Origin of the sequence: Paracoccus mangrovi, from assembly GCF_042648425.1 — a bacterium.
Classification (GTDB): Bacteria; Pseudomonadota; Alphaproteobacteria; order Rhodobacterales; family Rhodobacteraceae; genus Paracoccus; species Paracoccus mangrovi.
In genome coordinates this window covers 264,213-289,726 of record NZ_JBHRXJ010000004.1, presented here as the reverse complement: position 1 = coordinate 289,726, position 25,514 = coordinate 264,213, and the positions used below count along the sequence as shown (strand labels likewise).

Below are 25,514 nucleotides of genomic sequence, written 5' to 3'. Positions count from 1 at the left end.
CATGGCCGGAACGGCCCGGCCCTAGGCCCCGGCGCCCTGTTCCTTGGAAAGCAGCCATTCGCGCAAGGTGATGCTGGTCTTTTCCAGATGCGCGCGCAGGATCACCGAAAGCGTTGCCCCGTCACGCGCGCGCAGACTGGCAAGGATGTCCTCATGCTCGCGCATCGCCTGATCCCAGCGTTCGCGGGTGATATTGGCCATATAGCGCCCGCGCCGCACCCGCGCCGCCAGCGTGCGATACTGCACGGTCAGGGTGGCGTTGCGCGCGGCGGCCAGAATGGTTTCGTGGATCTGTTGGTTCAGCTTGAAATAATCCTCAAGCTCGCGGGCCAGGTAATGCTGATACATGCGGTCATGCAGCGCCTCGACCTCGGCGATTTCGTCATCGGTGATGTTCTTGCAGGCCAGCTCGCCCGCCAGCGCCTCAAGCGCGCCCATGATAGGGAAAAGCTCGTCCAGTTCCTCGACCGAGATGCGGCTGACCCAGGCACCGCGATTGGGTTCCAGATGGATCAGCCCGTCGGTCGCCAGCACCTTCAACGCCTCGCGCAGCGGGGTGCGCGACACGCTGTAAAGTTCGCACAGATCCTTTTCCGGGACCTTGTGGCCGGGGCGCAGTTCCCCCGACACGATCAGTTCGCGCAGCGCCTCGGTCAGCTCTTCGTGCAGCGAACGGCGGCGGATTTGCGGGCCGGTCGTAGCGGTCAAATTCATCGTTCCGGCGCCTCCTGCAGCGCAAGGTCAAAAAGCCGCGAGACATGTATCGCCTGCCGCCCGGTGCCGTCCGCGATCTGGTGCCGGCAAGAGGTTCCGTCGGCCACCAAAATGGTGCCGTCCGGGGCATCACGCACAGCCGGGAACAGGTCAAGCTCACCCATCTGACGCGATATTGCCTCGGTTTCGACACCATAGCCAAAGGCCCCGGCCATGCCGCAGCAGCTCGTTTCCACGACCTGAATATCCGTTTCCGGCAGCAGCGCCAATGCTTTCCGGATCGCCGGCATGACATCCATGGCCTTCTGATGGCAATGTCCGTGCAACAAAACGCGCGCGCCAAGGGGTCGAAGCCGCAGATTCCAGCGCCCGGCATCGGCCTCGGCGGCGATATATTCCTCGAACGTGAAAGCGGCGTTTGCCACATCCTGCGTGGCCTTACCGGGAATCAGCGCCGGAATTTCATCGCGCAGCGTCAGCAGGCTGGACGGTTCCAGCCCGACGATCGCCCGCCCGGCGCGGACATGCGGAAGAAGTGCGTCAATCAGTCGCTGCCCCTCGGCCTTTGCCCGGTCGACAAGACCCACGGAAAGAAGCGTGCGCCCGCAATCCAGCGCCCGCCCCCCCTCCAAAGGACGCGCCAGGGTGACACGGCGACCGGCCGCCCGCAGCACGCGGATCGCGGCGCGCAGGTTCTCGGGTTCGAACCAGCGGTTGAACGCATCGGCAAAGATCACGACATCCGCATCGTCGCGCGCCGGCAGCTCGGCATCGCGAAACGGGCGCGCCGACCATTGCGGCAACGCGCGGGCGGCGGAAAAGCCGGTCGCCCGCTCGGTCAGCCGCGCAAGAACCGGGCTGCGATTGCGCAGATTCATGAGCCAGTGCAGCCGCGCCGCATAGGGCGCATAGCGCGGCAGATCCGCCACCAGCCGCTCATGCAGCGTCAACCCCCGGTCGCGGGCGCGGGCGGCCATGACCTCGATCTTCATCCGCGCCATGTCGACGCCGGTCGGGCATTCACGCTTGCACCCCTTGCAGGACACACAGAGCCGCAGCGTCTCGGCCATTTCGTCCGAGGTCAGCGCATCGGCCCCCAATTGCCCCGTGATCGCCAGCCGCAGCGTATTGGCGCGCCCGCGCGTGACATGCTGTTCGGCCCGCGTCACGCGATAGGACGGGCACATGGTCCCGCCCGCCAGCTTGCGACAGGCGCCGTTGTTGTTGCACATCTCGACCGCGCCCTGAAAGCCGCCGCCCGCCCCCGGCCAGGCGGACCAGTCGAAGGCGGTTTTCAGGGGCTTGGCGGCATAGCCGGGTGGATAGCGAAACAGGCTGCGCTCATCCATTTTCGGCGCATCGACGATCTTGCCGGGATTGAGCCGGCTTTGGGGGTCGAAGCGGTCCTTGACCTCGCGGAACAGGGCGGTGATTTCCGGGCCGAACATGCGTTCGTGAAATTCCGAACGCACGATGCCGTCGCCATGCTCGCCGGAATGCGACCCCTTGTATCTGGCGACCAGCGCAAAGGCCTCTTCGGCAATGGCGCGCATGCGCTTGACGTCGCCGTCCAGTTTCAGGTTCAGCACCGGCCGCACATGCAGGCACCCGACCGAGGCATGGGCATACCACGTCCCCTTTGTGCCGTGACGCGCAAAGACCTCGGTCAATTCGCGCGTATATTCCGCCAGATCGGACAGCGCGACGGCGCAATCCTCGACAAAGGACACGGGCTTTCCCTCTTGCTTCATCGACATCATGATGTTGAGGCCGGATTTGCGGACCTCGGCGATGCGGGTTTGCAGGCGCTGATCCTCGATGGCGACGACGCCGCCCCAATGCGGCCCCTGCCCCCGCCAGTCAAAGCCCAGATCGCCCATGCGCCCGGCCAGCTCGCGCAGCTTGCGGGCATTGGCATGGGCCTCGCCCTCGTCGAATTCGACCAGCAACAGCGCCTCGGGGGTGCCGCGCACGAATTGCTCGATGGTGGGGCGAAACAACGCGATCTGACGCGACAGGCCGATCATGGTGGCATCGATCAGCTCGACCGAAAGCGGGTTCAGACCGACCAGATGCTGGGTCGCGTCCATCGCCTGATAAAAGCTGGGGAAATGGCACACGCCCAGCACACGCTGACCGACCAGCGGCCAAAGCTTCAGCTCGATCTTGGTGAAATAGGCCAGCGTCCCCTCGCTGCCGACCAGAAGATGCGACAGGTTGACGGGCCGGTCCCCGGGCACCAGCGCGTCGATATTATAGCCGCCGACGCGCCGCGTCAGCTTGGGGATACGCGCGTCGATCAGCGCCGCGTGGTCGCGCCCCATCGCCAATAGCGCATCGACCAGCCCGGCCGGCGGACCGCCATCACCGTAACCGTCAACGGGGCCGAAGCGGGCAAGGCGGCCATCGGCCATGATCGCCTCGATCGACAGGACATTGTCGCGCATGGTGCCATAGCGCAGCGAACGACCGCCGCAGGAATTGTTCGCAGCCATCCCGCCAATGGTCGCGCGCGAGGCGGTCGAGACATCGACCGGAAACCACAGCCCATAGGGCCGCAAGGCCCGGTTCAGATCGTCGAGCACGATCCCCGGCTCGACCACCACCCGGCGGTTCGGCGCGTCCAGTTCAAGGATGCGGTTGAAATGCACCGAATTGTCGAGGATCAGCCCCGAATTGACCGTCTGCCCGCATTGCGAGGTGCCGCCGCCGCGCCCGGTGACCGCCACGCCGAGATCGCGCGCCACCGCCAGCGCGGCCGCGACATCGGCCATTCCGCGCGGGATCGCGACCCCCATTGGCATGATCTGATAGAACGAGGCATCGGTCGAATAGCGCCCCCGCGAAAAGGGATCGAACAGAACTTCGCCCTGAAAATCCTTTCTTAGCGCCTGATCCAGCATGAAACGCCTTTCTATTCCCTGTTGACTCGGGGCTACCTGAAATGGATACATAATGCAAAATTAAAAACACAATTCAGTGCGGCAGCTCGTCGCAAACGGAGAGGTCTCATGACACATCGCGCCGGCCGCCATTTCCTTCAGATCCCCGGCCCCAGCCCGGTGCCCGAACGCGTGCTGCGCGCGATCTCGGCGCAGGTGATCGACCATCGCGGCCCGGATTTCGCCGAGGTCGGTCGGACCGCGCTGATGGGCATGCGGTCGATCTTCAAGACCGGGCAGGATGTCGTCATCTATCCCGCATCCGGCACCGGCGCCTGGGAGGCGGCGCTGGTCAACGCGCTGTCGCGGGGCGACCGGGTGCTGATGTATGAGACCGGCCATTTCGCCACGCTGTGGAAAAAGATGGCCGAAAAGCTGGGCCTGCGCCCCGAATTCATCGAAGGAGACTGGCGCGGCGGGGCCGATCCCGACGCCATCGAGACCCGCCTGCGCGCCGACCGCGCGCATGAGATCAAGGCCGTCTGCGTGGTCCATAACGAGACCTCGACCGGATCGGTTTCGCCCATCGCCCAGGTGCGGGCGGCCATCGATGCGGCGGGGCATCCGGCGCTGTTGATGGTGGACACGATTTCGGGGCTGGCCTCGATCGATTTCCGCTTTGACGAATGGGGCGTCGATGTCGCGGTCTCGGGTTCGCAAAAGGGGCTGATGCTGCCGCCGGGCCTGTCCTTCAACGCGGTCAGCGCCAAGGCGATGGCAGCATCCGAACAAGGCGGGATGCCGCGATCCTATTGGGACTGGCGCGAGATGAAGGCCAGCAACGCCAGCGGCTATTTCCCCTATACGCCCGCGACCAACCTGCTGTTCGGCCTGAACGAGGCCATCGCCATGCTGCATGACGAAGGGCTGGAGAATGTCTTTGCCCGGCATGCGCGCCATGGCGCCGCCACCCGGGCCGCCGTGCGCCATTGGGGGCTTGAGGTCCTCTGCCGCCGTCAGGGACAGGAAAGCGGCGTGCTGACCGCCGTTCTGATGCCCGAGGGGCACAGCGCCGACGCCTTTCGCAAGACGGCGCTGCGCCATTACGACATCTCGCTTGGCAACGGGCTGTCCAAGGTCGCTGACAAGGTGTTCCGCATCGGCCATCTGGGCGATTTCAACGACCTCACGCTGGCCGGCACGCTGACCGGGGTCGAGCTGGGCCTGCGCAAGGCGGGCGTGCCGCATCGCGACGGCGGTCTTGACGCGGCGTTGAAGGTGCTGGACGACATGCCCGCGCCCGGCATCGCCGCCGAATAAGGGCAAGGCACGACCATGGGTTGCATCCGGCATGCCCCCTGCTTTAGCTGATGCGGGTCAATGACTTGCCATCGCCATTCCGGCCCGGCCGCACGGGTCGGTCCGGCCCCACAGGGAAAGGAACGCCCATGGATCTGACGCTGAATACCGCGCAAAAGCTGGCCGCGAACTGTCTGTCACTGGCTGCCGGGATGGGGCTGAAGCCGCTGACCGTCGCGGTGCTTGACTCGGCCGGCAATCTGAAGGTGCTGATGCGTCAGGACGGGACCAGCACGCTGCGCCCCGAAATCGCGCAGGCCAAGGCCAAGGGCGCCATCGCCCTGGGCATGGGGTCGCGGGCGATCTTTGAACGCGCCAAGGAACAGCCCTATTTCATCCAGGCGATGAACGCGCTGGCCGGCGGCGCGCTGGTGCCGGTGCCGGGCGGCGTGCTGATCCGCAAGAATGGCGCCATTCTTGGTGCGGTGGGCATCACCGGCGACAGTTCCGACAATGACGAGGCCTGCGCAATTCGCGCCATCGAGGATGCGGGCTTTACCGCCGACGCGGGCTGATTTCCGGGGGCCGCGCCCGTCGACCGGTCGCGGTCGCACGATCAGGGGCCACACGATCAGGGGTGGCGCGATCCGGGGTGACGGCGGTCACGACGCGGCGGCAAGCGGCCCCGCGCACCGCCCCAGGGTCAATATTCATTCGCGCCCTTGCCGGCGATGATCTTGTCGCGGAACCGGGCGATGCGCTCGACCCGGGTGCGCGATTGCCTGGCCCCGTTCAGGTTGATCACATAGCTTTTGCGGCGGCCGGGCGTCAGCGCGTGAAACGCCTCGGCCAGTTCGGGATCGCCGTCCAGCGCCTCGGCCAGCTCATCGGGCAGATCCGGCTCGCTTTCGTCGCGGGGCGGGCGGATGCCTTGCACCGCATAGCCCATCGCCTCGGCCAGATAGGCGCGGATGACCGGTTCCAGCGCTGCGACCCGATCATCGGAGGTGAACCGGATCATGTCGGCATGTCTGGTATTCGGCCCCTGCCGTTCCAGCACGCCCTGCGGATCGGTCATCAGCGCGGCGTTGAAAAAGCTCAGCCGGAAATCATCGCGCACCGCACCGATGATCGCGATATTGCGGCCGGCATGCATATAACAGGGATGCCCCCATTTGGCCCATTCCTCAAGCCCGGCGGCAAGACAGATCGCGCGCAGCCGTTCCACCCCCTGCGCCCATATCCGCGTCGCGCAATCGGGCGTGTCGAAACGCGCGCAGCGGCCGCAGCCTTTGGTGAAATAATCGCCGACTTCGGAGATCATGGTCATGGTCTTTTCCACCTCTGGCCCGCCTCTTGCGCGCCAACAGACCTAGCACAACAGATGGAAATCATGAATCGTTCATTCCACGCGCCCCGGCCGGCCCAGCCCGCGCCCCGGGCGGATCTTGACGCGAAAGGCGGGGGATGAACCTCTATCTCAGATCATTGCGGCCGGTGCAGCTGCGGCTGGTCGCGGCAATCGCGCGGCATGGCAAGCTGCGTCTGGCCGCCGCCAGTTGCGGCATGACCGTGCCCGCCGCGTCGCGCATGCTGACCGATATGGAAACGCAACTGAACGCCGCGCTCTTCGAGCGCACGGCCAAGGGCATGCGCCCCACCCCCTCGGGCGAGGTGCTGGCCCGGCATGCGCGCAAGCTGACCCATGATCTGGACCAGATGGCACAGGATTTCACCGCGCATCTGTCGGGGCGCGGCGGTTCGGTCCGGGTGGGGGCGGTGACGGGCGCGGCGCTGGCGCTTGTGATCCCGGCGATCCTGCGCCTGAAACATGAGGCCCCGCAGGTCGAGGTGCTGCTCGATGTCTCATCCTCGTCGCGGCTGATGTGGGGGCTTGAGCGCGGCGAATACGACTTTACCCTTAGCCGGCTGGCCCCCGAAGCCCATGCCCCGGATTACGAGATTTCGGCCGGGCGGGACGAATCCATCCTGTTGATGGTGCGGCGCGGCCATCCGATGGCGGGGCGCGATCCGGCCGCGCTGGCCGATCTGGTCGAATATCCGTGGACCATGCAGGACCGCGGGGCGCCGATCCGCCACGCGCTGGACATCGCCTTTCACGACGAAGGCATCGCGCTGCCCGAAAACCTGATCAAGACCGCCTCGGTGGTGGCGATCATGGCCCTGCTGCGCGATTCCGACGTCATCGCCGTGGTCACGCATGAGGTCGCCGACCTGTTGCTGTCGCCGCCCTTTTCGGCCGATCTGGTGCTTTTGCGGCTGCCCCGGCCGATCGTCATCGAACCCTATCACATTCTGCGCCCGCGCGACCGCATCCTGTCGGCGGCGGCGAAACGGCTTCTGGATCTGGTCGAACAGAACCTTGCCGGCATGACAGTTACCAATTCTGTCAACGCGAGACGCCAATAAGTAAATTGTCCGGCAACGCATCCCTGCCCTAAGCCTGTCCCACCGCAAGAGACCGCAATCGGAGGGAACCGTGAAAACCCGTGCGACCGTCCACCGGGACTTCACCATCGCAGGCATTGATGACCGGCTTTATTCCGCCTTCATCGAACATATGGGCAGAGCCATTTACAGCGGCATCTATGAACCCGGCCATCCGACCGCCAATGCGCAGGGCTTTCGCAAGGATGTGCTGGACCTGGTGCGCGGGCTCAGCATTCCCGCCATCCGCTATCCGGGCGGCAATTTCGTGTCCGCCTATAAATGGGAGGACGGGATCGGCCCGCAAAAGGACCGCCCCGTGCGGCTGGACCTGGCCTGGCGGTCGCGCGAAAGCAATCAGGTCGGGATCAACGAATTCGCCGGCTGGGCCAAGGATGCGGGCATCGAGATGATGCTGGCGCTGAATCTGGGCACCCGCGGGATCGAGGATGCGCGCAATTTCGTCGAATATTGCAACCACCCCTCGGGAACGTATTGGAGCGATCTGCGCCGCAGCCATGGTGTCGAACAGCCCTATGGCGTGAACATGTGGTGCCTGGGCAATGAAATGGATGGCCCCTGGCAGATCGGGCACAAGGACGCGGTCGAATATGGCCGGCTGGCCAATGAAACCGCCAAGGCGGTCAAGGCCTTTGGCGCCGGCATCGAAACCATCGTCTGCGGTTCCTCGAACGACCAGATGCCCACCTATCCCGAATGGGAACGTCAGGTGCTTGAGGAATGCTATGAGAATGTCGAATACATCTCGCTGCACAAGTATTTCGGCAATAACAGCCATAACAGCCTGAATTTCTTTGCCAAGATCGAGGAAACCGGCCGCTATATCCAGTCGATCGCCGGCGTGATCGACTATGTCAAGGCAAAGAAGCGGGCGAAAAACGACGTCTATATCTGCTTTGACGAATGGAATGTCTGGTATCACAACCGCGAACAGGACAGCCGCAACTGGCGCGAATGGGACTGGCCCGAGGCGCCGCCGCTTCTGGAAGAGGATTACAACCTCGAAGACGCGCTGTTCGTGGGCGGCCTGCTGAACGAATTCATCCGCCGGTCGGATCGGGTCAAGATCGCCTGTATCGCGCAGCTGGTGAACGTGATCGCGCCGATCCGCGCCGAACGCGGCGGCAAGGCCTGGGCGACCTCGATCTATTACCCCTATCAATTCGCAAGCCTCTATGGGCGCGGCACGGCGCTGAATGTCGCTGTCGACGGCCCGCGCTATGATGCCGAGGCCGCGCAGGACGTGAACTATCTCGACATTGCCGCCGTGCTGGCGCCGGATGGCGCGTCGCTCACCGTCTTTGCCGTCAACCGCAGCCCAGATGAGGCGATGGAACTGGACCTTGCGCTTGGCGGCTTTGGGAACGCGCGGCTGATCGAACATCAGGTCATCGGCGGCGACGGCACCGGGCCGCGCGTCGCCAATACCGCCCAAGAGCCCGACCGCATCCGGCCGCGCAAGGGCACGGGAATGGGCGTGGCCGATGGCGGGCTCAGGGGCGAATTGCCGGCCTTTTCGTATCACCTGCTGCGTCTGGCGCTGAACTGAAAGGCGGATCGGGGAATGGAGGGGGCAATCCGGGACAATGGCGTTCACCTTGCTGCGGTCCGCAAGAGCTTTGGCGCGGTCGATGTCATTCGCGGCGTCGACATGGACATCCGCAAGGGCGAATTCGCCGTCTTTGTCGGCCCGTCGGGATGCGGGAAATCCACGCTTTTGCGCATGATCGCCGGGCTTGAGGAAACCAGTTCCGGCACCATCCGCATCGGCGACCGCGACGTGACCCACGAAGACCCCGCCCGGCGCGGGGTCGCGATGGTGTTTCAATCCTATGCGCTTTATCCCCATCTCAGCGTCTATGAAAACATGGCCTTCAGCCTGCGCCTGGCCCGGCGCCCCAAGCCCGAGATCGACGAAAAGGTCCGCGCCGCCGCCGACATCCTGCAACTTGGCGCGCAGCTCGACAAAAAGCCCGCCCAGCTTTCCGGCGGCCAGCGCCAGCGCGTGGCGATCGGCCGCGCCATCGTGCGCGCGCCGGACCTGTTTCTTTTTGACGAGCCGCTGTCCAATCTGGATGCGGAATTGCGCGTGCAGATGCGGCTGGAACTGGCGCGCCTGCACAAGGCGCTGGGCGCGACGATGATCTATGTCACCCATGATCAGGTCGAGGCGATGACGCTGGCCGACACGATCTTCGTGCTGCAAGGCGGGCATGTCCAGCAATCGGGCAGCCCGCTCGACCTCTATGACAATCCCTCGAACCGCTTTGTCGCGGGGTTCATCGGCTCGCCGTCGATGAATTTCTTCGATGCCACGGTCACGGATCACATGGCGGACGGCATCGTGGCGCGGCTGGACGGCCAGCCGGACCTGAGCTTTCAGATCCCGCTGCGTGCCGCCACGCGCCCCGGTCCCGGCGCGCCTGTGACGCTGGGCATCCGGCCCGAGCATCTGGCCATCACCACCGGGCCGGGACTGCGCGTCACCGTCGACGTGGCCGAGGAACTGGGCGGCGTCTCGTATCAGCACGGCACGCTTGCCGGGGGCGATGCGGTGGTTTTCCAGCAAACCGGCGCGCGGCACGGCATGCGCGGCACCGTGCAGACCGTCACCCCCCAGACGGAACGGATATTCGCGTTCGGGGCCGATGGCGCGCGGCTGCGCTGAACCACCCGATCATCCTGATATGAGGAGGAAAGTCAGAATGAAAACCAAGATTGCGAAACTTGCGGCCTCGGCCGCGCTGATCCTTGGCCTGTCCAGCCCGGCATGGGCGGCGGTCGAACTGGAATGGTGGGATTTCCTGGCCGGCGGCGACGGCGTCCGCATGAAGGCGCTGATCCAGCAATTCAACGAGGAACATCCCGACATCCGCATTCAGGGCACGACGCTGGAATGGGGCGCGCCCTATTACACCAAGGTGCGCACCGCCGTCGCGGTCGGTCAGGGGCCCGACATCATGACCTATCACCTTTCGCGCCTGCCGCTGGCGCTGGAAGAGGGGGTGCTGTCGCCGATCAGCGATGCCGATCTGGGCAAGGCCGGGCTAAGCCGGGACGATTTCTTTCCCGCCGCGATCGAGGCCGCGACCGGCCCCGATGGCCAGTTGATGGCGGTGCCTTTCGACATCCACGCCATCGTCGCCTATTACAACAAGACCGCGCTTCAGGGCTCGAAATGGCTGGATGGCGAAGGCAATCTGACCGGCATCGGCTCGGTCGAGGATCTGACCGAATTGCTGAGCTGGGCCAAGGACAAGGGCTTTTCCGATCCGCTGAGCTTTCAGACCGAGGGCGGCGGCGGCGTATGGCGGATGTTTTACACCCTGTTCCGCCAGCAGGGCGGCGAATTCCTCACCGATGGCGAGGTTCTGGCCGGCGACAATCTGGCCAAGGCCGCCCGCGCCATTCAGATCATGGCCGACTGGCGCGGCGCCGGGCTGATCCCTGAACAGGCATCCTATGAGGCCTCGGTAGCGCTGTTTTCCGGCGGCAAGGCCATCCTGCACACCAATGGCGTCTGGGAGGTCCCGACCTTCAAGGATCAGGCGGCGGCCGGAACGCTTGGCTTTGACTGGTTCGCGAATGAAATCCCGCAATTGCTGGATCAACCGGCGACCTGGGCCGATTCCCACGCCTTTGCCATCCCCAACGATGCGAACATGACCGCCGAGACCCGCGACGCCGTGCTGACGGTCATCGGCTGGATGGAAAAGCATTCGCTGGACTGGGCCGGGGCGGGTCATATCCCGGCCTATAAGCCGACGGTGGAAAGCGCCGAATATCAGGCGCTGGAACCCAATGCGACCTATGCCTCGCTGGCCGAACATGCGGCATTCGATCCGCGTTCCAAGATCGCGGGCGTGGCCTCGCCGGCCTATGACGCGGTCGACAACCTGATCGCGCCGGCGATCCACGGCTATCTGACCGCGGACGAGGCCGCAGCCCAGATGAAGGAACAGCTTCAGGCGCTGATGAACTGATCCATCCGCACCGATCCCGGCTGGCCGCCCCCCGGCCAGCCCGCCCCGCAACAGGAGGAAAGCCATGTCCCGCAAAAGGCGCGAACGCCGCGAGATCCGCTCGGCGATCCTGTTGGTCGCCCCGTTTCTGATCGTCTTTTCGCTGTTCTTTCTCTATCCCACGGCGCGGGTGATCGCGCTCAGCTTTACCGACGCGCCGCTGATCGGGGACGGAAACTGGATCGGATTTGGCAATTACATCAAACTGTTCAATGACCGGCTGTTTTATACCTCGCTCTGGAACAACATCTATTTCGTCCTGTTGACGGTGGTGCCGACCACGGCGATCGCGCTGATGATCGCGCTGGCCGTCAACCGCCTTGGCGGCCGCATTCAGGCGCTGGTGCTGACGCTGTTCTTTCTGCCCTATGTGCTGCCGGTTTCGGTGGTGACGATGATCTGGTGGTGGATGCTGGATTTCCAGTTCGGGATCCTGCAACCGCTGATCGCCGCGATCACGGGCCGCCCGGTCGCGGTGTTCAAGGACCCGGTCTGGGTCATGCCGATGATCGCGCTGGTCACCATCTGGTGGACAAATGGTTTCAACGTGCTGCTGTTCATCGCCGGGCTGCGCAACATCCCGCCCGACCTTTATGAGGCGGCGGCGCTGGACGGCGCCGGCCCGTGGCAGCGTTTCCGGCGCGTAACCTGGCCGCTGCTCTGGCCGGTGACGGCGCTTGTGCTGACCTTGCAGCTGATCCTGCAATTAAAGCTCTTTGATCAGGTTTATCTGCTGTCCAAGGGCGGGCCGTTCAACCAATCCTATGTCATCTTGCTGCAAATGTACCGCGAGGCATTCCAGCTGAACCATGGCGGTTATGCGGCCGCCATCGCGATGGTCCTGTTCGTGGTGATCGTCATCGTCTCGGTGCTGCAATTCCAGCTCTTGCGGATCGGAGGCCGGAAATGACCGCGAAACGGGTCCGCAACCTCGCCTTTATCGGGATCGTGCTGATCGCGGCGGCGATCTGGGTGTTTCCGCTGTACTGGGCGCTGACCACATCCCTGCGCAGCGAGGCGCGCATCGTCGCGGATGCCGGTGTGCTGCTGGATGAGGTGAATTTTTCCGCCTATGCGCAGGTGCTGGGCAATTCCAAGCTGGCGCGCTGGTATCTGAATTCGGTGCTGGCCTCGTCGATCATCACGGTGATCGTGCTGCTGATCGGGATGATGTGCGCCTATGCGCTGTCGCAGCTGCGCTTTCCGGGGCGCAAGGCGCTCTATCTCATGATCGTGGCCAGCTTCATGGTGCCGGTGCCGGCGCTTTATGTCGCGCAATTCGTGCTGATGAACGATCTGGGGCTGGTCAATACGCTATGGGGAATCATCCTGCCCGAACTGATCGTGCCGGTGGTCATCATCGTCTATAAACAGTTCTTCGACGCCATCCCCAAGGACATGCGCGAGGCGGTTCTGCTGGATGGCGGCGGCGAATTCACCCTGCTGTTCAAGCTCTATCTGCCGCTGAACTGGGGCATCACGGCGGCGCTGGCGATCATCACCTTCATCAGCGCCTGGAACAATTTCTTCTGGCCCTTCCTGATCGCCACAAGCGAGGACATGATGACCATCCCCGTCGGCATCACCCAGGTCAATGACACATTCGGCGTGGCCTATGCGCGGATGATGGCGCTGGCGCTTCTGGCTGCGGCCCCGGTGATCGCCGCCTATCTGATCTTTCAGAAACGCGTGACCGAGGCGGTGATGATCTCGGCCGGGGTCAAGGGTTAGGGGCGCGGCAAACCCCGGCGCCCGATGGACCCCGGGGGCGGGGCAAGATCGCCGTCATCGCCCCCGTGCCGTTTCGGCATCGCCCGACCCGTCACACCCCCGTCGCCGGGATCCCGGACCGCGCCACCGGCCTTGGCGCGGTCAGTTCCTTCCACGCCGTCAATGCCCGGTTCACCGTGCCGCGCGGCTCGCGGCCGACAAACGCACCATGGCCTTCGCGCGAGTCCACCTTGCCCTCGGTCACGGCGACCACGCCCCGCGTCAGGGTATAGCGCGGCAGGCCCTTCACATGTTGCCCCTCGAAAACGTTGTAATCGATGGCAGATTGCTGCGTCCCGGCGCTGATGGTCTTTTCCGCCTGCGGGTCCCAGACCACCAGATCGGCATCCGCCCCCACCAGCACCGCGCCCTTTTTCGGATACATGTTCAGGATCTTGGCGATATTGGTCGAGGTGACCGCCACGAATTCATTCGGCGTCAGCCGCCCGGTATTCACCCCATGCGTCCACAGCATCGGCATCCGATCCTCAAGCCCGCCGGTCCCGTTCGGGATCTTGGTGAAATCGCCGATCCCGGTGCGCTTCTGGTCGGTGGTAAAGGCGCAATGATCCGTCGCCACCACCGACAGGCTGCCCGATTGCAGCCCCGCCCACAGGCTGTCCTGATGCAGCTTGTTGCGGAAAGGCGGCGACATGACGCGCCGCGCGGCATGGTCCCAATCGGGGTTGAAATATTCGCTTTCATCCAGCGTCAGATGCTGAATCAGCGGCTCGCCCCAGACGCGCTTGCCCTGCGCGCGCGCGCGCCGGATCGCCTCATGCGCATCCTCGCACGAGGTATGGACGACATAAAGCGGCACCCCCGCCATATCGGCCACCATGATCGCCCGGTTCGTCGCCTCGCCCTCGACCTGCGGCGGTCGGCTGTATGCATGCGCCTCAGGCCCGGTATTCCCCTCGGCCAAAAGCCGCGCCGACAGTTCGGCCACGACATCGCCGTTTTCGGCATGAACCAGGGCGATCCCGCCCAGATCGCCCACGCGGCGGAAACTGGCGAACAATTCGTCGTCATTCACCATCAACGCGCCCTTATAGGCCATGAAATGCTTGAAGCTGGTGATGCCGCGCTTGACCACCGCCTCCATCTCGTCAAAGACCTGCTGCCCCCACCAGGTGATCGCCATGTGATAGCTGAAATCGCAATGCGCACGGGACACCTTGTTGTCCCACATCTTCAGCGCATCCAAGAGCCCCTGCCCCGGCGAAGGCAGCGCGAAATCCACCACCATCGTGGTCCCACCCGCCAGCGCGGCCCGCGTCCCGCTTTCAAAATCATCGGCGGAATAGGTGCCCATGAAGGGCATCTCAAGATGCGTATGCGGATCGATCCCACCCGGCATGACATAGCAACCGGTGGCGTCCAGAACCTTGTCGCCCGATAGCCCCTCACCGATCGCCGAGATCCGCCCATCCTCGATCAACACATCCGCCTTATAGGTCAGATCGGCGGTAACGATGGTCCCGTTTTTGATGACCGTGCTCATGCGCATCCCCCTCTTCCATGTCCAAATATCCCGGGGGTCCGGGGGCAGCGCCCCCGGCTACCGTCCGCGTCCGCGGACAGGATCCGCCCCCGCCGCGTCACCGCACAACCTCCGCCACCTCAAGCACCGAATGCAGCAGCACATCGGCCCCGGCCGCCGCCCATTCCGGGCTGATCTCCTCGGCCTCGTTATGCGACAGCCCGCCCACACAGGGGCACATGATCATCACCGTCGGCGCCACGCGGTTGATCCAGCAGGCATCGTGACCCGCACCGGAAACGATGTTCATATGGCTGTATCCCAACCGCTCGGCCGCGCCCCGCACCACCTTGACCAGACCGGGATCGAAGGTGACGGGGTCGAAATGCCCGACCGGCTCGATCTCGATGCCAAGGCCCAGCTCGGCGGCGATCTGCGGCGCCTCGGCCTCCAGCCGTGCCCGCATCGAGGTCAGCTTGCCCAGATCGGGCGAGCGGAAATCGATGGTAAAGACCGCTTTCCCGGGGATCACGTTGCGCGAATTGGGCCAGACATTCGCCTGACCGACCGCACCAACCGCATCCGGCTGGTGGTCCATGGCGATCTGGTGCACCGCCTCGATGATCCGCGCCATGCCAAGCCCCGCATTCACCCGCATGTTCATCGGCGTCGACCCGGTATGTGCGTCCTTGCCGGTCAGCGTGACCTGCAACCACCACAGCCCCTGGCCATGGGTGACAACACCGATCTGACGCCCCTCTGCCTCAAGGATCGGACCCTGTTCGATGTGATATTCGAACATCGCATGCATGGGCCGGCCGCCCACATCCTCGCTCCCGCGCCAGCCGATACGGTCCAGCTCATCCCCGAACCGCTTGCCCTCGGCATCCTCGCGGCTGTTGGCGTAATCCTCGGTCAGGACGCCGGCATAGACGCCACTGGCCAGCATCGCGGGCGCGAACCGCGCGCCCTCCTCATTGGTCCAGTTCACCACCACGATGGGCCGGCGGGTGCGGATGCCCATGTCGCGGATGGCCCGCACCACCTCCAGCCCCGAAAGCACCCCCAGCACGCCGTCGAACTTACCACCGGTGGGCTGGGTATCCAGATGGCTGCCGATATAGACCGGGTCCAGATCGGGTTCGGCCCCCTCATGGCGCATGAACATGTTGCCCATGCGGTCAAGGCCCATGGTCATGCCGGCATCCTCGCACCATTGCCGGAACAGGGCGCGCCCCTCGGCATCGGCATCGGTCAGCGTCTGGCGGTTGTTGCCGCCCGCGACGCCAGGCCCGATCCGCGCCATCCGCATCAGGCTGTCCCACAGCCGGTTGCCGTCTATCCTGAAATTGTCGCTGTCCATGCGCCTTGCTTTCGGTTGCCGACCCTTGCCGGGCCGGGCTGCTGGCATCCACAGATCCCGAGGCTAGGTCCGGGCCGCGGCTTGTCAAGGGAACCGGCCGACGCAGTCACGCGGGGGCCGGCCTGTCCCGGTTCATTCCGCGGCTTTCGCCATCGGATTGTTGGGATGCGTGGTCCAGTTCGCAAATGTCCCCACCTTGCGGCCGGTGCGGGGATCGGTCTCGCCCAGCGGCAATTCGCGCATGGTGATGCAATCCTGAACCGGGCACACATCGATGCAGAGGTTGCAGGCCACGCATTCGTCATCCTTGACCTCGAAGACGCGGCCCGGAAGCATGGCGATGGCCTGATGGCTGGTATCCTCGCAGGCGGCGTAACAGCGGCCGCATTTGATGCACATATCCTGATCGATCTGTGCCTTGGTGACATAGTTCAGGTTCAGGTACTGCCAGTCGGTGACATTGGGAACCGCACGCCCGATCAGGTCGTCCAGCGCGATCCCCTTGTCGTCGAGATATTGCGACAGGCCGGAAATCATCTCCTGCACGATCTTGAAGCCATAGGTCATCGCCGCCGTGCAAACCTGCACATTGCCGGCGCCCAGCGCCATGAACTCGGCCGCATCGCGCCATGTGGTGACGCCGCCGATGCCGCTGATCGGCAACCCGCGCGTGGCGGCGCTGCGCGCAATCTCGGCCACCATGTTCAGCGCGATGGGCTTGACTGCCGGGCCGCAATAGCCGCCATGCGCGCCCTTGCCGTCGATGGTCGGCTGCGGCGCGAACAGGTCCAGATCGACCGAGGTGATCGAGTTGATCGTATTGATCAGGCTGACCGCATCGGCACCGCCACGCCTGGCCGCCTCGGCGGGTTTTCGGACATCGGTGATATTGGGGGTCAGCTTCACGATGCAGGGCATGCGGGAATATTGCTTAACCCAGCGTGTCACCATCTCGATATATTCGGGAACCTGACCGACGGCCGAGCCCATGCCGCGCTCGCTCATGCCATGGGGACAGCCGAAATTCAGCTCGACCCCGTCGGCGCCGGTATCCTCGATGGCGGCAAGGATGGATTTCCACGCCTCTTCCTCACACGGGACCATAAGGCTGATGACCAGCGCGCGGTCGGGCCAGTCGCGCTTGACCTGCTTGATCTCGCGCAGGTTCACCTCAAGCGGGCGGTCGGTGATCAGCTCGATATTGTTCAGCCCCAGCACCCGGCGGTCGGCGCCATGGACGACGCCGTAGCGCGGGCCATTGACGTTGACGACCGGCGGCCCCTCGGCGCCCAGCGTTTTCCAAACCACGCCGCCCCAGCCGGCCTGAAAGGCGCGGCGGACGTTATATTCCTTGTCCGTGGGTGGCGCGGATGCCAGCCAGAACGGGTTCGGGGATTTGATCCCGATGAAATTCGAACGCAGGTCAGCCATGATCGCCCCCCATCAGATAGGCGTGAATATCCTCGGCCGCGTCGCGGCCCTGTGCGACGGCGGCAACGGTCAGATCCTCGCCCGCGCCGGTGCAATCGCCCCCGGCCCAAATGCCGGGCCGCGAGGTGCGCCCGGGCCCGGTGACGGCGATCTTGCCGCCCGCCAGCGCCAGCCCGTCGGGTGACAGCGCCAGCCGCTGCCCGATGGCCGACAGCACCTGATCGGCACGCAGGCGAAATGTCTCGTCCAGCCGGCGCAGGCCGTCGGGGCCGTCCTCGGTATAGGCAAACTCGATCTCGGTCCCCGCCGCGCCGTCATGGATCGCCACCGGCGTCGCATTGGTGCGGATGCGCACCCCCGAGGCCGTCGCGTGATCCTGTTCGTGACCCGAGGCGGACATCCGCCCCTGTCCGCGCCGATAGACGATGGTGACGTTTTCCGCCCCCAAAAGCCGCGACTGCACGGCCGCATCGACCGCGGTCATGCCGCCGCCGATCACCACCACGTCGCGCCCCACGGGCAGGGTGGACAGATCGCCGGTCTGGCGCAGCTCGGCGATGAAATCGACCGCGTCGCGCAACACGGCATGACCCGCGCCCAAGCCCGCATCGTTCACCGCGCCAAGACCCACGCCCAGAAACACCGCATCGAAATCGGCGCCCAGCCCGTCCAGCGTGACATCGCGCCCCAGCGCCTTGCCGCATTCCAGCGTGATGCCGCCGATGCCCAGCAACCAGTCGATTTCACGGGCGGCGAATTCCTCGGTCGCCTTATAGGCGGCGATGCCGAATTCATTCAGGCCGCCGGGCTTTTGCCGCGCCTCATAGATGGTGACGTCATGGCCATGCATGGCCAGCCGATGCGCACAGGCCAGCCCCGCCGGCCCCGCGCCGATCACCGCCACGCGCCTGCCCGTCGCGGGCGCGCGGGCAAAGGGCTGCGGCATCCGCATGGCATGGTCGGTGGCATAGCGTTGCAGACGGCCGATTTCGACCGGCTTGCCCTCGGCCGTTTCGCGCACACAGGCGCCCTCGCACAGGGTTTCGGTCGGACAGACGCGGGCGCACATGCCGCCAAGGACATTCGCCGACAGGATCGTCCGCGCCGCCGCCTCGACGGTGTCGGTCGCGATCTGGCGAATGAAAAGCGGGATATCGATCCCGGTCGGACAGGCCGTCACGCAAGGCGCGTCATGACAGAAATAACAGCGATCCGCCGCAACGGCGGCCTCATGCGGTGCAAGCGCGGGATCGTGGTCGGCAAAGCCCGAAGCGATAGCTTCGGCGGACAGCCGCGCGGCGGCAAGCCCAGGTGTCAATGGCGAATTGGTCAAGATCATGGCTCCCGATAAGCGGTGGCTGGGATCAGGATGCCACGGGCAAATTTTTTATCAACTAGTAAATTTCACTCACGCCCGCTTGCGACGAACCCGCGCCACGGCCGCGATGCCTTGGCCCCCGCAGGATGGGCGGCGCGGTTGCGGCAGGGGCGACCAACCGCGCCGCGCCCATGAGGACGGTGCCCTTCGGCCACGGTTTGCGTATCGCGAAACGTCTTTCGGGGCGGGCATGGATCGCGCGCCGCGCCCGCCCCGGACAGCCCACCGACAGCCGGCCCAACGGGCCCCGGCCTATCGCGTGCCGGCGACGGCGGCCTCAAGCGCGGCGATGTCGATCTTGCGCATGGTCATCATCGCCTCCATCGCGCGGCGGGCCTTGTCGGGGTCGGGGCCGGTCGTCAGCTCCATCAGCCGCCGGGGCGTGATCTGCCACGAATAACCCCAGCGATCCTTGCACCAGCCGCATTCGCTTTCGGCCCCGCCATTGCCGACGATGGCGTTCCAATAGCGATCGGTTTCGGCCTGATCCTCGGTCAGAACCATGAAGCTTACGGATTCGTTGGGGGTAAAGACCGGCCCGCCATTCAACCCGATGCAGGGCCGCCCCAGCACGGTGAATTCGACGGTCAGTTCATCGCCCGCATGGCCGCCGGGATAGTCGCTGGCGGCGGCGTTCACGCGCTCGACCCGGCTTTCGGGAAAGACCGAGGCATAGAATGCCGCAGCCTTTCCGGCCTCGCCATGATCGAACCACATGCAGGTCACAAGCTTGTTCATCCCTATTCTCCCTTGATGTTGAAAGCGTCGTGGAGCGTGGCCCATCCTATCAATCGAACCAGCCCGGCGGGGTTTCACCGGCCAGAAACGGGGCGATGAATTCCATCATCAGATCCGCCTGCCCGATCACCGCCGTGTGCGAGGTGGCCGGCAGCACCGCCAGCCGCGATGCCGAAAGCGGTTTGCCCAGATCGCCCATCGCGCCGCCGCCAAGCAGGCGGAACATCGCGACGCTGTGTTCCAGCGTCGCGACATCGGCATCCCCGGCGACGATCAGAACCGGCACCCGCATCGCCTCGACCTCGCGGCCCCAGGCAAAGGGCGCCTTTTCCAGCGCGATCAGCTTTTCGCTCAGCGCGGCGAAACCCGCCGGATCGGGGGCGATCTCGCGATAGGCTTCGGCCATCGGGCTGTCGGCGAACATCTCGACGGTGAAATCGGGCAGCATCTCGCGATAGGCCGGCTGCCAGCCATCGAATTCATAGGCGCCCGAGGCAAAGACCAGCTGATCGACCTTGTCCGGGTGGTCGATGGCCAGCCGCAGCCCGACCACCGCACCCATGGAATAGCCAAAGACATCCGCCCGGGGGATGCCGGCAACCTCCATGAAGGTCGCGACATCGCCGGCAAGGTTGTGATAGGTCATCGCCCGGTCGGTATCGGTGCTGCGCCCATGCCCCTGAAGTTCCAGCGCATAGACGCGATGGGTCCGGGCCAGCCGCTCGACGATATCGCCCATGCCGGGAATGGTCATGAAACTGCCATGCAGCACGATCATCGGATCGCCCTGTCCCGAGACCTCGTAATAAATCTGCATGCCGTTGACCGTGGCCCGCATCCCCTCGGGCGCGGGTTGGGCCATGGCCGCACCGGCCCCAAGCGCGGCGGCCGCCAGCGTCATCCGTAGCATGGATCGCATCCTCCCTCTATCATCGCATCCGGTCACAGGACGAACAGGACCCGCCCTTTCCGACATCGGCGCCCGGATTTTTTGCCCCGCCCGCCGACGGCCCCATGCCGGAATGCGGCGGCGCGGGAAAAAATGCCCGGGCATGTCGGAACGCGGCGGCCCCGCCCGTCCTTGGATCACAGGGCCGTTCAGGGCCCGATCAACCGAAAGGATCAATGCGATGCGTGTGATGGTACTCGTCAAGGCAACCCCGGACAGCGAACGGGGCGACATGCCCTCGGCCCAGCTGATGCAGGACATGGGCCGGTTCAACGAAGAGCTGATCGCGGCCGGGATCATGGCCGGCGGCGACGGGCTCAAGCCGTCCTCCGAGGGCAAGCGGATCGCCTTTGACGGTCGCGCGCGGCTGGTCATCGACGGGCCTTTCGCCGAAACCAAGGAACTGGTGGCGGGCTATTGGCTTTGGAATGTCAGGGATCTGGACGAGGCCGTCGCCTGGGCCAAACGCTGTCCGAACCCCATGCCCGGCCCGAGCGAGCTGGAAATCCGCCCGCTTTACGAGCTTGAGGATTTTCAGGACGTCCTGACCCCCGAGGCCGCCGAAACCCATGCCCGCAACCTGCGCAATCTGGCCGATGGCGACTGATCGCGCATAATGACGCCCGCGCCCGCGTCATTGCCGTGCCCCCCGGGCACCTGGCACCGGGCGCGGCGCGGCCCGCGGTGCTGCGGAAACGGAGAAGGCCAGATGCTCTATGCCATCCTTTGCTATCACGACGAACAGATCACCTCGAACTGGTCGGCCGAACATGACGCGGCCGTCATCGCCCGGCTGAAACGGGTCCATGGCAAATGGTCGGATCAGTTCGGGCCCATCGCGCGGCTGATGCCGTCATCCTCGGCCACGGTGCTGCGCAAAAGCGATGGCGCCGTGCTGGACGGCCCCTATGCCGAAACCAAGGAACAGCTTCTGGGCCTTTACATCGTCGATATCGCGGACCTGGCACAGGGGCTTGAGATCGCCCGCGACCTGACCCGCGCCAATCCGGGCGGCGCCTATGAGCTGCGCCCGATCATGAGCTATTATCCCGACGGGGCGGCCGCCGACGATGACACGCACACCTGATGCAAGCTGGATCGAGACGCGCCTGACCGGCGCAAGGCCGCAGGTGGTGGCGGCGCTTTTGCGCTATTTCCGCGATCTGGATCTGGCCGAAGAGGCGTTTCAAGAGGCCTGCCTGCGCGCGCTGCGCAACTGGCCCGAACAGGGGCCGCCGCGCGACGCCGCCGCATGGCTGATCATGGTCGGGCGCAACGCGGCCCTTGATCAGGTAAGGCGGCAAAGACGCATGACGCAGCTGCCCCCCGGCGACCCGGCCTTTGAGGCCGGCGCGGATGAACCCGACATCGCCGAGCGGCTGGACGCCGCCGATTACCGCGACGACATCCTGCGGCTGATGTTCGTCTGTTGCCATCCCGACCTGCCGGCGACACAGCAGATCGCGCTGGCGCTGCGCATCGTGTCGGGCCTGCCGGTCGGGCGCATCGCCGCCGCCTTTCTGGTCAAGGAAAGGGCGATGGAACAGCGCATCACCCGTGCGAAATCCCGCATCAACGATGCCGATATCCCGTTCGAGACCCCCGGCCCCGACGAACGTATCGGCCGGCTGCGGACGGTGGCGGCGATGATCTATCTGACCTTCAACGAAGGGTATACCGACGCCAACCCCACAAGCGCGCGCGCCGCGCTCTGCGACGAGGCGATCCGGCTGGCGCGGCTGTTGTTGCGGATGTTTCCGGCCGAGCCAGAGCTGATGGGGCTTCTGGCGCTGATGCTGATCCAGCATGCGCGACAGCCGGCGCGCTTTGACCGCAAGGGCGCGGTGATCCTGCTTGAGGATCAGGATCGCGGCCTGTGGAACCGCCGCATGATCACCGAGGCGCTGGCCATGATCGACAAGGCGATGCTGCACCACGCGCCCGGCCCCTATCAGCTGCAAGCCGCCATCGCCGCGATGCATGCCCGCGCGCCGCGCCCCGAAGACACGGATTGGGCCGGGATCGACCGGCTTTATGAGGCGCTGGAACGTCACACGCCGTCGCCCGTGGTCACGCTGAACCGGGCGGTGGCGGTGATGAAACTGCGCGGAGCTGCGGCGGCGCTGGAGCTGATCGCGCCGCTGGCGCCGGCGCTGGACGGCTATTTCTATTTTCACGGGCTGCACGGGATCCTGTTGCGCGATCTGGCCCGCCGGGACGAGGCACGCGACGCCTTTGGCCGCGCCATCGCGCTTGCCAATACCGCGGCCGAGGCCGCCCATATCCGCCAGCTTCTGGACGGGCTTTAGCTTCGGCCCGCCCTTTCGGAAAACCGGCGCTATCGGGAAACGCCCCTTGGGGCATGGCGTGCGGCCGGGGGGACCCCGCATGGCGGTGCGGGCGCGGAAAAAATTTCCCCGATGTCGGAACAAGCACCCCCACGCCGTCCTTGATCCGTTGCAACCCGAAAGGACAAAGCCAATGCCCAAGATGATCTTCGTGAACCTTCCCGTCGCCGATCTGGCGGCGGCCACGCGCTTTTATCAGGCGATCGGCTGCCAGAAGAACGACCAGTTCAGCGACGACAATGCCGCAAGCATGGTCTGGTCCGAGGCGATCAATTTCCACCTGCTGACGCACAGCTTCTTTCAGACCTTCACCGCCCTGCCCATCGCCGATGCCAAGGCCGCCTGCGGCGCGCTTTACGCGATCAGCTTCGATGACCGCGCGGCGGTCGACGCCACCGCCAGTGCCGGCGCGGCGGCGGGCGGCACCGTCGAGGGGCTTTCGGTGGTGGATATGGGCTGGATGTACAACCGCCAGATCCAGGATCCCGACGGCAATGTGCTGGAACTGGTCTGGATGGACATCTCGGCCATGCCCCAGGACGAGGCCGGCTGATCCCGGACGCCATGCCCGGGCTACGACCAAGATCGTATTGCCCGGTCTTCGGGGTGACCTATAGTCGGCTTGTCTGTTCACACATCTTGCCCAAAGGAGGATTTGTCGTGTCCTGGTCGAAACCCAAAGCCCGCGAAGTCAAATGTGGCATGGAAATCAACATGTACGGCCCCGCCGAGGATGATCGCGACGCCCGCGAGAGCATCTGATCCGCCGATCATGTTCGTGAAAATTCTTGGGGCAGCCGCCGGAGGTGGGCTGCCCCAGTGGAACTGTGGTTGCCGCAATTGCGTGGATGCCCGCCAGGGCCTGATCCCGGCGATGAGCCAGTCTTCGGTCGCCGTCTCGGTCGATGGGAACGAATGGCTGTTGCTGAACGCCTCGCCCGATATCCGCGATCAGCTGCGGGCCTCGGGGCTGCACCCGCCGGGGCTGCGCGGCAGTCCGGTTTCGGCGGTGGTGCTGACCAATGGCGATATCGATCATATCGCGGGTCTTTTGGTGCTGCGCGAAAGCACGCCCTTTGCCATCCACGCCACACTCGCGACGCTGGCCATTCTGGATCAGCCGGTGTTCGGCGTGCTGAACCCCGATCTGGTGCGGCACCGGCCCATCGGGCTTGATCGGCCCTTTGCCCCCCTGCCCGGGCTGCGGGTCACCGCATTCGCGGTGCCGGGCAAGGTGGCGCTGTTTCTGGAACAGGGCGGCGAGGTCGAAACCGATCTGATCGGCGAACAGACCATCGGCCTGCGGATCGAGGGGGGCGGGCGCCGCCTCTTTTATATTCCCGGCTGCGCGCGGGTGACGCCGGACTTGTGCGACCGGATCGCCGATGCCGATCTGTTGCTCTTTGACGGCACGGTCTGGAGCGATGACGAAATGTCCAGAACCGGCACCGGGGCGAAAACCGGCGCCCGCATGGGCCATATCGCCATGTCCGGCCCCGGCGGCAGCATCGCCGCGCTGGCCGGGGTGCCGCTGGGGCAGCGGGTCTTTATCCATATCAACAACACCAACCCGGTGCTGCAACCCGCCGCCGCCGAACGCGCCATGATCCGCGCCGCCGGCTGGCATGTCGCCCATGACGGAATGGAGCTTGCCCTGTGAACGATCAGCCCGCGCCCGATCTTGAAGCCCGGCTGCGCCAGATCGGCGCCGAGCGTTATCACGACAAGCATCCCTTTCACCGCCTGCTGCATTCGGGCGGCTGTACCCCCGATCAGGTCCGGGCCTGGGTGATCAACCGCTATTATTATCAGTCGCGCATCCCGATGAAGGACGCGGCTTTCATGTCCCGGGTCGAGGATCCCGCCCTGCGCCGCGCCTGGCGGTCCCGGATCGAGGATCACGACGGCACCGCCGAACAGGAAGGCGGCATCCGGCGCTGGCTGCGGCTGGCCCGGGGGGTCGGGCTGGACCCCGATTACGTCGCCTCGACGCAAGGGGTGCTGCCGGCCACGCGCTTTGCCGTCGATGCCTATGTCCGCTATGTCCGCGACCAGCCGCTGCTGCAAGCCGTGGCCGCCAGCCTGACCGAGCTTTTCGCCCCCGCCATCCACGAAGAACGCATCGCAGGTCTGCTCAGACATTACGATTTCGCCAATGCCGACACGGTTTCCTATTTCCGCCATCGCCTGACCGAGGCCCCCAAGGACGTGGCCTTCGGCCTGTCATGGGTGCTGGAACATGCCACGACGCCGGAACGCGCCGACATGGCGGTGGCGGCGCTGGTCTTCAAGATGGATGTGCTTTGGGCCCAGCTGGATGCGCTTTACGCGGCCTATGTGACGCCTGCGCTGATTCCGCCCGGCGCCTGGCGCCCCGGCGAGGGGATGGCCCGATGACCCCGGCCGACCGCCCCCGCCTGCCGCGCGGCGTGCGCCTGCATCATGACCGGGTGCGCGACACACCGGTGCTGCTGGGTCCCGAGGTGGCGCTGATGCTGGATCCGGTCGGACAGGCGGTGCTGGCCGAACTGGACGGCGCGCGGGATCTGGGGACGATCGCGCAAGAGCTGGCGGCGCGCTATGACGCCCCGGTCGAAACCGTGCTGGCCGATATCGCCGAGTTTCTCGACGGGCTGGCCGCAAGGCGGCTGGTCGACGTGGCATGAGA

General features: G+C 65.2%; 25 protein-coding genes. 16 read left to right on the top strand and 9 right to left on the bottom strand.

The genetic code is table 11. From position 1 onward, the window contains the following. Positions 1-21: 21 nt before the first annotated feature. Both ACFOMH_RS08155 and ACFOMH_RS08150 read right to left on the bottom strand, forming a co-directional pair. Entirely contained in the window at positions 22-714 is a 693-nt protein-coding gene (locus tag ACFOMH_RS08155; protein ID WP_377743809.1) for a GntR family transcriptional regulator, read from the bottom strand. After that, on the bottom strand, positions 711-3,617 hold the full coding sequence (locus ACFOMH_RS08150) for an FAD-binding and (Fe-S)-binding domain-containing protein (RefSeq protein ID WP_377743807.1): 2,907 nt from the start codon (positions 3,615-3,617) through the stop codon (positions 711-713). The genes ACFOMH_RS08155 and ACFOMH_RS08150 overlap by 4 nt, the downstream gene beginning before the upstream one ends. Before the next feature lie 108 nt (positions 3,618-3,725). Between ACFOMH_RS08150 and ACFOMH_RS08145 the strand changes: the two genes are divergently transcribed. Together ACFOMH_RS08145 and ACFOMH_RS08140 are read left to right on the top strand one after the other, a co-directional pair. Continuing rightward, on the top strand, positions 3,726-4,916 hold the full coding sequence (locus tag ACFOMH_RS08145) for a pyridoxal-phosphate-dependent aminotransferase family protein (protein ID WP_377743805.1): 1,191 nt from the start codon (positions 3,726-3,728) through the stop codon (positions 4,914-4,916). A gap of 128 nt (positions 4,917-5,044) precedes the next feature. Beyond that, complete coding sequence (locus ACFOMH_RS08140; RefSeq protein ID WP_374424963.1) at positions 5,045-5,470, top strand: GlcG/HbpS family heme-binding protein; 426 nt, start codon at positions 5,045-5,047, stop codon at positions 5,468-5,470. Positions 5,471-5,598: 128 nt separating this feature from the next. Here ACFOMH_RS08140 and ACFOMH_RS08135 read toward each other — a convergent pair whose 3' ends face one another. Then, the gene (locus ACFOMH_RS08135) at positions 5,599-6,225 is read right to left on the bottom strand and encodes a YdeI/OmpD-associated family protein (RefSeq protein ID WP_377743803.1); all 627 of its coding nucleotides are present in this window, start codon (positions 6,223-6,225) and stop codon (positions 5,599-5,601) included. A gap of 137 nt (positions 6,226-6,362) precedes the next feature. Between ACFOMH_RS08135 and ACFOMH_RS08130 the strand changes: the two genes are divergently transcribed. From ACFOMH_RS08130 to ACFOMH_RS08105, 6 genes are all read left to right on the top strand, one after another. Beyond that, positions 6,363-7,325, top strand: a complete 963-nt coding sequence (locus tag ACFOMH_RS08130) for a LysR family transcriptional regulator (protein ID WP_374424960.1) — start codon at positions 6,363-6,365, stop codon at positions 7,323-7,325. A 70-nt stretch (positions 7,326-7,395) separates the two neighbouring features. Next, positions 7,396-8,913, top strand: a complete 1,518-nt coding sequence (gene arfA, locus ACFOMH_RS08125; protein WP_374424958.1) for an arabinosylfuranosidase ArfA — start codon at positions 7,396-7,398, stop codon at positions 8,911-8,913. A gap of 15 nt (positions 8,914-8,928) precedes the next feature. Then, positions 8,929-10,032: an ABC transporter ATP-binding protein gene (locus tag ACFOMH_RS08120; RefSeq protein ID WP_377743801.1), complete on the top strand. Its 1,104-nt coding sequence runs from the start codon at positions 8,929-8,931 to the stop codon at positions 10,030-10,032. Between the two features lie 37 nt (positions 10,033-10,069). Continuing rightward, positions 10,070-11,347, top strand: a complete 1,278-nt coding sequence (locus ACFOMH_RS08115; RefSeq protein ID WP_377743800.1) for an extracellular solute-binding protein — start codon at positions 10,070-10,072, stop codon at positions 11,345-11,347. 64 nt (positions 11,348-11,411) lie between these two features. After that, entirely contained in the window at positions 11,412-12,296 is an 885-nt protein-coding gene (locus ACFOMH_RS08110; protein WP_377743798.1) for a carbohydrate ABC transporter permease, read from the top strand. Next, the gene (locus tag ACFOMH_RS08105; protein WP_374424951.1) at positions 12,293-13,117 is read left to right on the top strand and encodes a carbohydrate ABC transporter permease; all 825 of its coding nucleotides are present in this window, start codon (positions 12,293-12,295) and stop codon (positions 13,115-13,117) included. The genes ACFOMH_RS08110 and ACFOMH_RS08105 overlap by 4 nt, the downstream gene beginning before the upstream one ends. A gap of 91 nt (positions 13,118-13,208) precedes the next feature. Here the strand turns inward: ACFOMH_RS08105 and hydA are convergent, their stop codons facing one another. The 6 genes from hydA to ACFOMH_RS08075 all read right to left on the bottom strand — a co-directional run bounded on the left by hydA (position 13,209) and on the right by ACFOMH_RS08075 (position 20,459). Further along, entirely contained in the window at positions 13,209-14,660 is a 1,452-nt protein-coding gene (hydA, locus tag ACFOMH_RS08100) for a dihydropyrimidinase (protein ID WP_377743795.1), read from the bottom strand. A 97-nt stretch (positions 14,661-14,757) separates the two neighbouring features. Beyond that, positions 14,758-16,002: a Zn-dependent hydrolase gene (locus ACFOMH_RS08095; protein WP_377743794.1), complete on the bottom strand. Its 1,245-nt coding sequence runs from the start codon at positions 16,000-16,002 to the stop codon at positions 14,758-14,760. A gap of 132 nt (positions 16,003-16,134) precedes the next feature. Next, positions 16,135-17,433 (bottom strand): NAD-dependent dihydropyrimidine dehydrogenase subunit PreA, encoded by a 1,299-nt coding sequence (gene preA / locus ACFOMH_RS08090; RefSeq protein WP_377743792.1) that lies wholly within the window; start codon positions 17,431-17,433, stop codon positions 16,135-16,137. Continuing rightward, positions 17,426-18,772, bottom strand: coding sequence for an NAD(P)-dependent oxidoreductase (locus ACFOMH_RS08085; RefSeq protein WP_377743790.1), 1,347 nt, complete (start codon positions 18,770-18,772; stop codon positions 17,426-17,428). The genes preA and ACFOMH_RS08085 overlap by 8 nt, the downstream gene beginning before the upstream one ends. 291 nt (positions 18,773-19,063) lie before the next feature. Beyond that, positions 19,064-19,555, bottom strand: a complete 492-nt coding sequence (locus ACFOMH_RS08080; protein ID WP_374425102.1) for a VOC family protein — start codon at positions 19,553-19,555, stop codon at positions 19,064-19,066. A 43-nt stretch (positions 19,556-19,598) separates the two neighbouring features. Beyond that, the gene (locus tag ACFOMH_RS08075; RefSeq protein WP_377743788.1) at positions 19,599-20,459 is read right to left on the bottom strand and encodes an alpha/beta fold hydrolase; all 861 of its coding nucleotides are present in this window, start codon (positions 20,457-20,459) and stop codon (positions 19,599-19,601) included. A gap of 220 nt (positions 20,460-20,679) precedes the next feature. On the opposite strand from ACFOMH_RS08075, the gene ACFOMH_RS08070 reads away from it, so the two are divergent. From ACFOMH_RS08070 to pqqD, 8 genes are all read left to right on the top strand, one after another. Then, positions 20,680-21,105 carry a YciI family protein gene (locus ACFOMH_RS08070; protein ID WP_377743786.1) on the top strand — a complete coding sequence of 142 codons (426 nt, stop codon included), beginning with the start codon at positions 20,680-20,682 and terminating at the stop codon, positions 21,103-21,105. 102 nt (positions 21,106-21,207) lie between these two features. Then, the gene (locus ACFOMH_RS08065; RefSeq protein WP_377743784.1) at positions 21,208-21,585 is read left to right on the top strand and encodes a YciI family protein; all 378 of its coding nucleotides are present in this window, start codon (positions 21,208-21,210) and stop codon (positions 21,583-21,585) included. Then, positions 21,569-22,807, top strand: coding sequence for an RNA polymerase sigma factor (locus tag ACFOMH_RS08060; protein WP_377743782.1), 1,239 nt, complete (start codon positions 21,569-21,571; stop codon positions 22,805-22,807). The genes ACFOMH_RS08065 and ACFOMH_RS08060 overlap by 17 nt, the downstream gene beginning before the upstream one ends. A 172-nt stretch (positions 22,808-22,979) precedes the next feature. Beyond that, positions 22,980-23,399, top strand: a complete 420-nt coding sequence (locus ACFOMH_RS08055; protein WP_377743780.1) for a VOC family protein — start codon at positions 22,980-22,982, stop codon at positions 23,397-23,399. A gap of 107 nt (positions 23,400-23,506) precedes the next feature. Beyond that, positions 23,507-23,608 (top strand): pyrroloquinoline quinone precursor peptide PqqA, encoded by a 102-nt coding sequence (pqqA, locus tag ACFOMH_RS08050; RefSeq protein ID WP_374424934.1) that lies wholly within the window; start codon positions 23,507-23,509, stop codon positions 23,606-23,608. A gap of 10 nt (positions 23,609-23,618) precedes the next feature. Beyond that, on the top strand, positions 23,619-24,506 hold the full coding sequence (gene pqqB, locus ACFOMH_RS08045) for a pyrroloquinoline quinone biosynthesis protein PqqB (protein WP_377743777.1): 888 nt from the start codon (positions 23,619-23,621) through the stop codon (positions 24,504-24,506). Further along, positions 24,503-25,243, top strand: coding sequence for a pyrroloquinoline-quinone synthase PqqC (pqqC, locus tag ACFOMH_RS08040; RefSeq protein ID WP_377743774.1), 741 nt, complete (start codon positions 24,503-24,505; stop codon positions 25,241-25,243). The genes pqqB and pqqC overlap by 4 nt, the downstream gene beginning before the upstream one ends. After that, on the top strand, positions 25,240-25,512 hold the full coding sequence (gene pqqD, locus ACFOMH_RS08035) for a pyrroloquinoline quinone biosynthesis peptide chaperone PqqD (RefSeq protein WP_377743773.1): 273 nt from the start codon (positions 25,240-25,242) through the stop codon (positions 25,510-25,512). The genes pqqC and pqqD overlap by 4 nt, the downstream gene beginning before the upstream one ends. Positions 25,513-25,514: the final 2 nt, after the last annotated feature.

Bases quoted from the DNA above. Each gene is read 5' to 3' on its own strand.
- ACFOMH_RS08135 (WP_377743803.1), bottom strand. From the start codon at position 6,225: ATGACCATGATCTCCGAAGTCGGCGATTATTTCACCAAAGGCTGCGGC.
- ACFOMH_RS08155 (WP_377743809.1), bottom strand. From the start codon at position 714: ATGAATTTGACCGCTACGACCGGCCCGCAAATCCGCCGCCGTTCGCTG.
- ACFOMH_RS08115 (WP_377743800.1), top strand. From the start codon at position 10,070: ATGAAAACCAAGATTGCGAAACTTGCGGCCTCGGCCGCGCTGATCCTT.
- ACFOMH_RS08105 (WP_374424951.1), top strand. From the start codon at position 12,293: ATGACCGCGAAACGGGTCCGCAACCTCGCCTTTATCGGGATCGTGCTG.
- preA (WP_377743792.1), bottom strand. From the start codon at position 17,433: ATGGCTGACCTGCGTTCGAATTTCATCGGGATCAAATCCCCGAACCCG.
- ACFOMH_RS08055 (WP_377743780.1), top strand. From the start codon at position 22,980: ATGCCCAAGATGATCTTCGTGAACCTTCCCGTCGCCGATCTGGCGGCG.
- ACFOMH_RS08145 (WP_377743805.1), top strand. From the start codon at position 3,726: ATGACACATCGCGCCGGCCGCCATTTCCTTCAGATCCCCGGCCCCAGC.
- ACFOMH_RS08070 (WP_377743786.1), top strand. From the start codon at position 20,680: ATGCGTGTGATGGTACTCGTCAAGGCAACCCCGGACAGCGAACGGGGC.
- ACFOMH_RS08095 (WP_377743794.1), bottom strand. From the start codon at position 16,002: ATGGACAGCGACAATTTCAGGATAGACGGCAACCGGCTGTGGGACAGC.
- ACFOMH_RS08150 (WP_377743807.1), bottom strand. From the start codon at position 3,617: ATGCTGGATCAGGCGCTAAGAAAGGATTTTCAGGGCGAAGTTCTGTTC.
- ACFOMH_RS08110 (WP_377743798.1), top strand. From the start codon at position 11,412: ATGTCCCGCAAAAGGCGCGAACGCCGCGAGATCCGCTCGGCGATCCTG.
- ACFOMH_RS08085 (WP_377743790.1), bottom strand. From the start codon at position 18,772: ATGATCTTGACCAATTCGCCATTGACACCTGGGCTTGCCGCCGCGCGG.
- hydA (WP_377743795.1), bottom strand. From the start codon at position 14,660: ATGAGCACGGTCATCAAAAACGGGACCATCGTTACCGCCGATCTGACC.
- ACFOMH_RS08140 (WP_374424963.1), top strand. From the start codon at position 5,045: ATGGATCTGACGCTGAATACCGCGCAAAAGCTGGCCGCGAACTGTCTG.
- pqqB (WP_377743777.1), top strand. From the start codon at position 23,619: ATGTTCGTGAAAATTCTTGGGGCAGCCGCCGGAGGTGGGCTGCCCCAG.
- ACFOMH_RS08130 (WP_374424960.1), top strand. From the start codon at position 6,363: ATGAACCTCTATCTCAGATCATTGCGGCCGGTGCAGCTGCGGCTGGTC.
- ACFOMH_RS08075 (WP_377743788.1), bottom strand. From the start codon at position 20,459: ATGCTACGGATGACGCTGGCGGCCGCCGCGCTTGGGGCCGGTGCGGCC.
- ACFOMH_RS08120 (WP_377743801.1), top strand. From the start codon at position 8,929: ATGGAGGGGGCAATCCGGGACAATGGCGTTCACCTTGCTGCGGTCCGC.
- pqqD (WP_377743773.1), top strand. From the start codon at position 25,240: ATGACCCCGGCCGACCGCCCCCGCCTGCCGCGCGGCGTGCGCCTGCAT.
- ACFOMH_RS08060 (WP_377743782.1), top strand. From the start codon at position 21,569: ATGACACGCACACCTGATGCAAGCTGGATCGAGACGCGCCTGACCGGC.
- ACFOMH_RS08065 (WP_377743784.1), top strand. From the start codon at position 21,208: ATGCTCTATGCCATCCTTTGCTATCACGACGAACAGATCACCTCGAAC.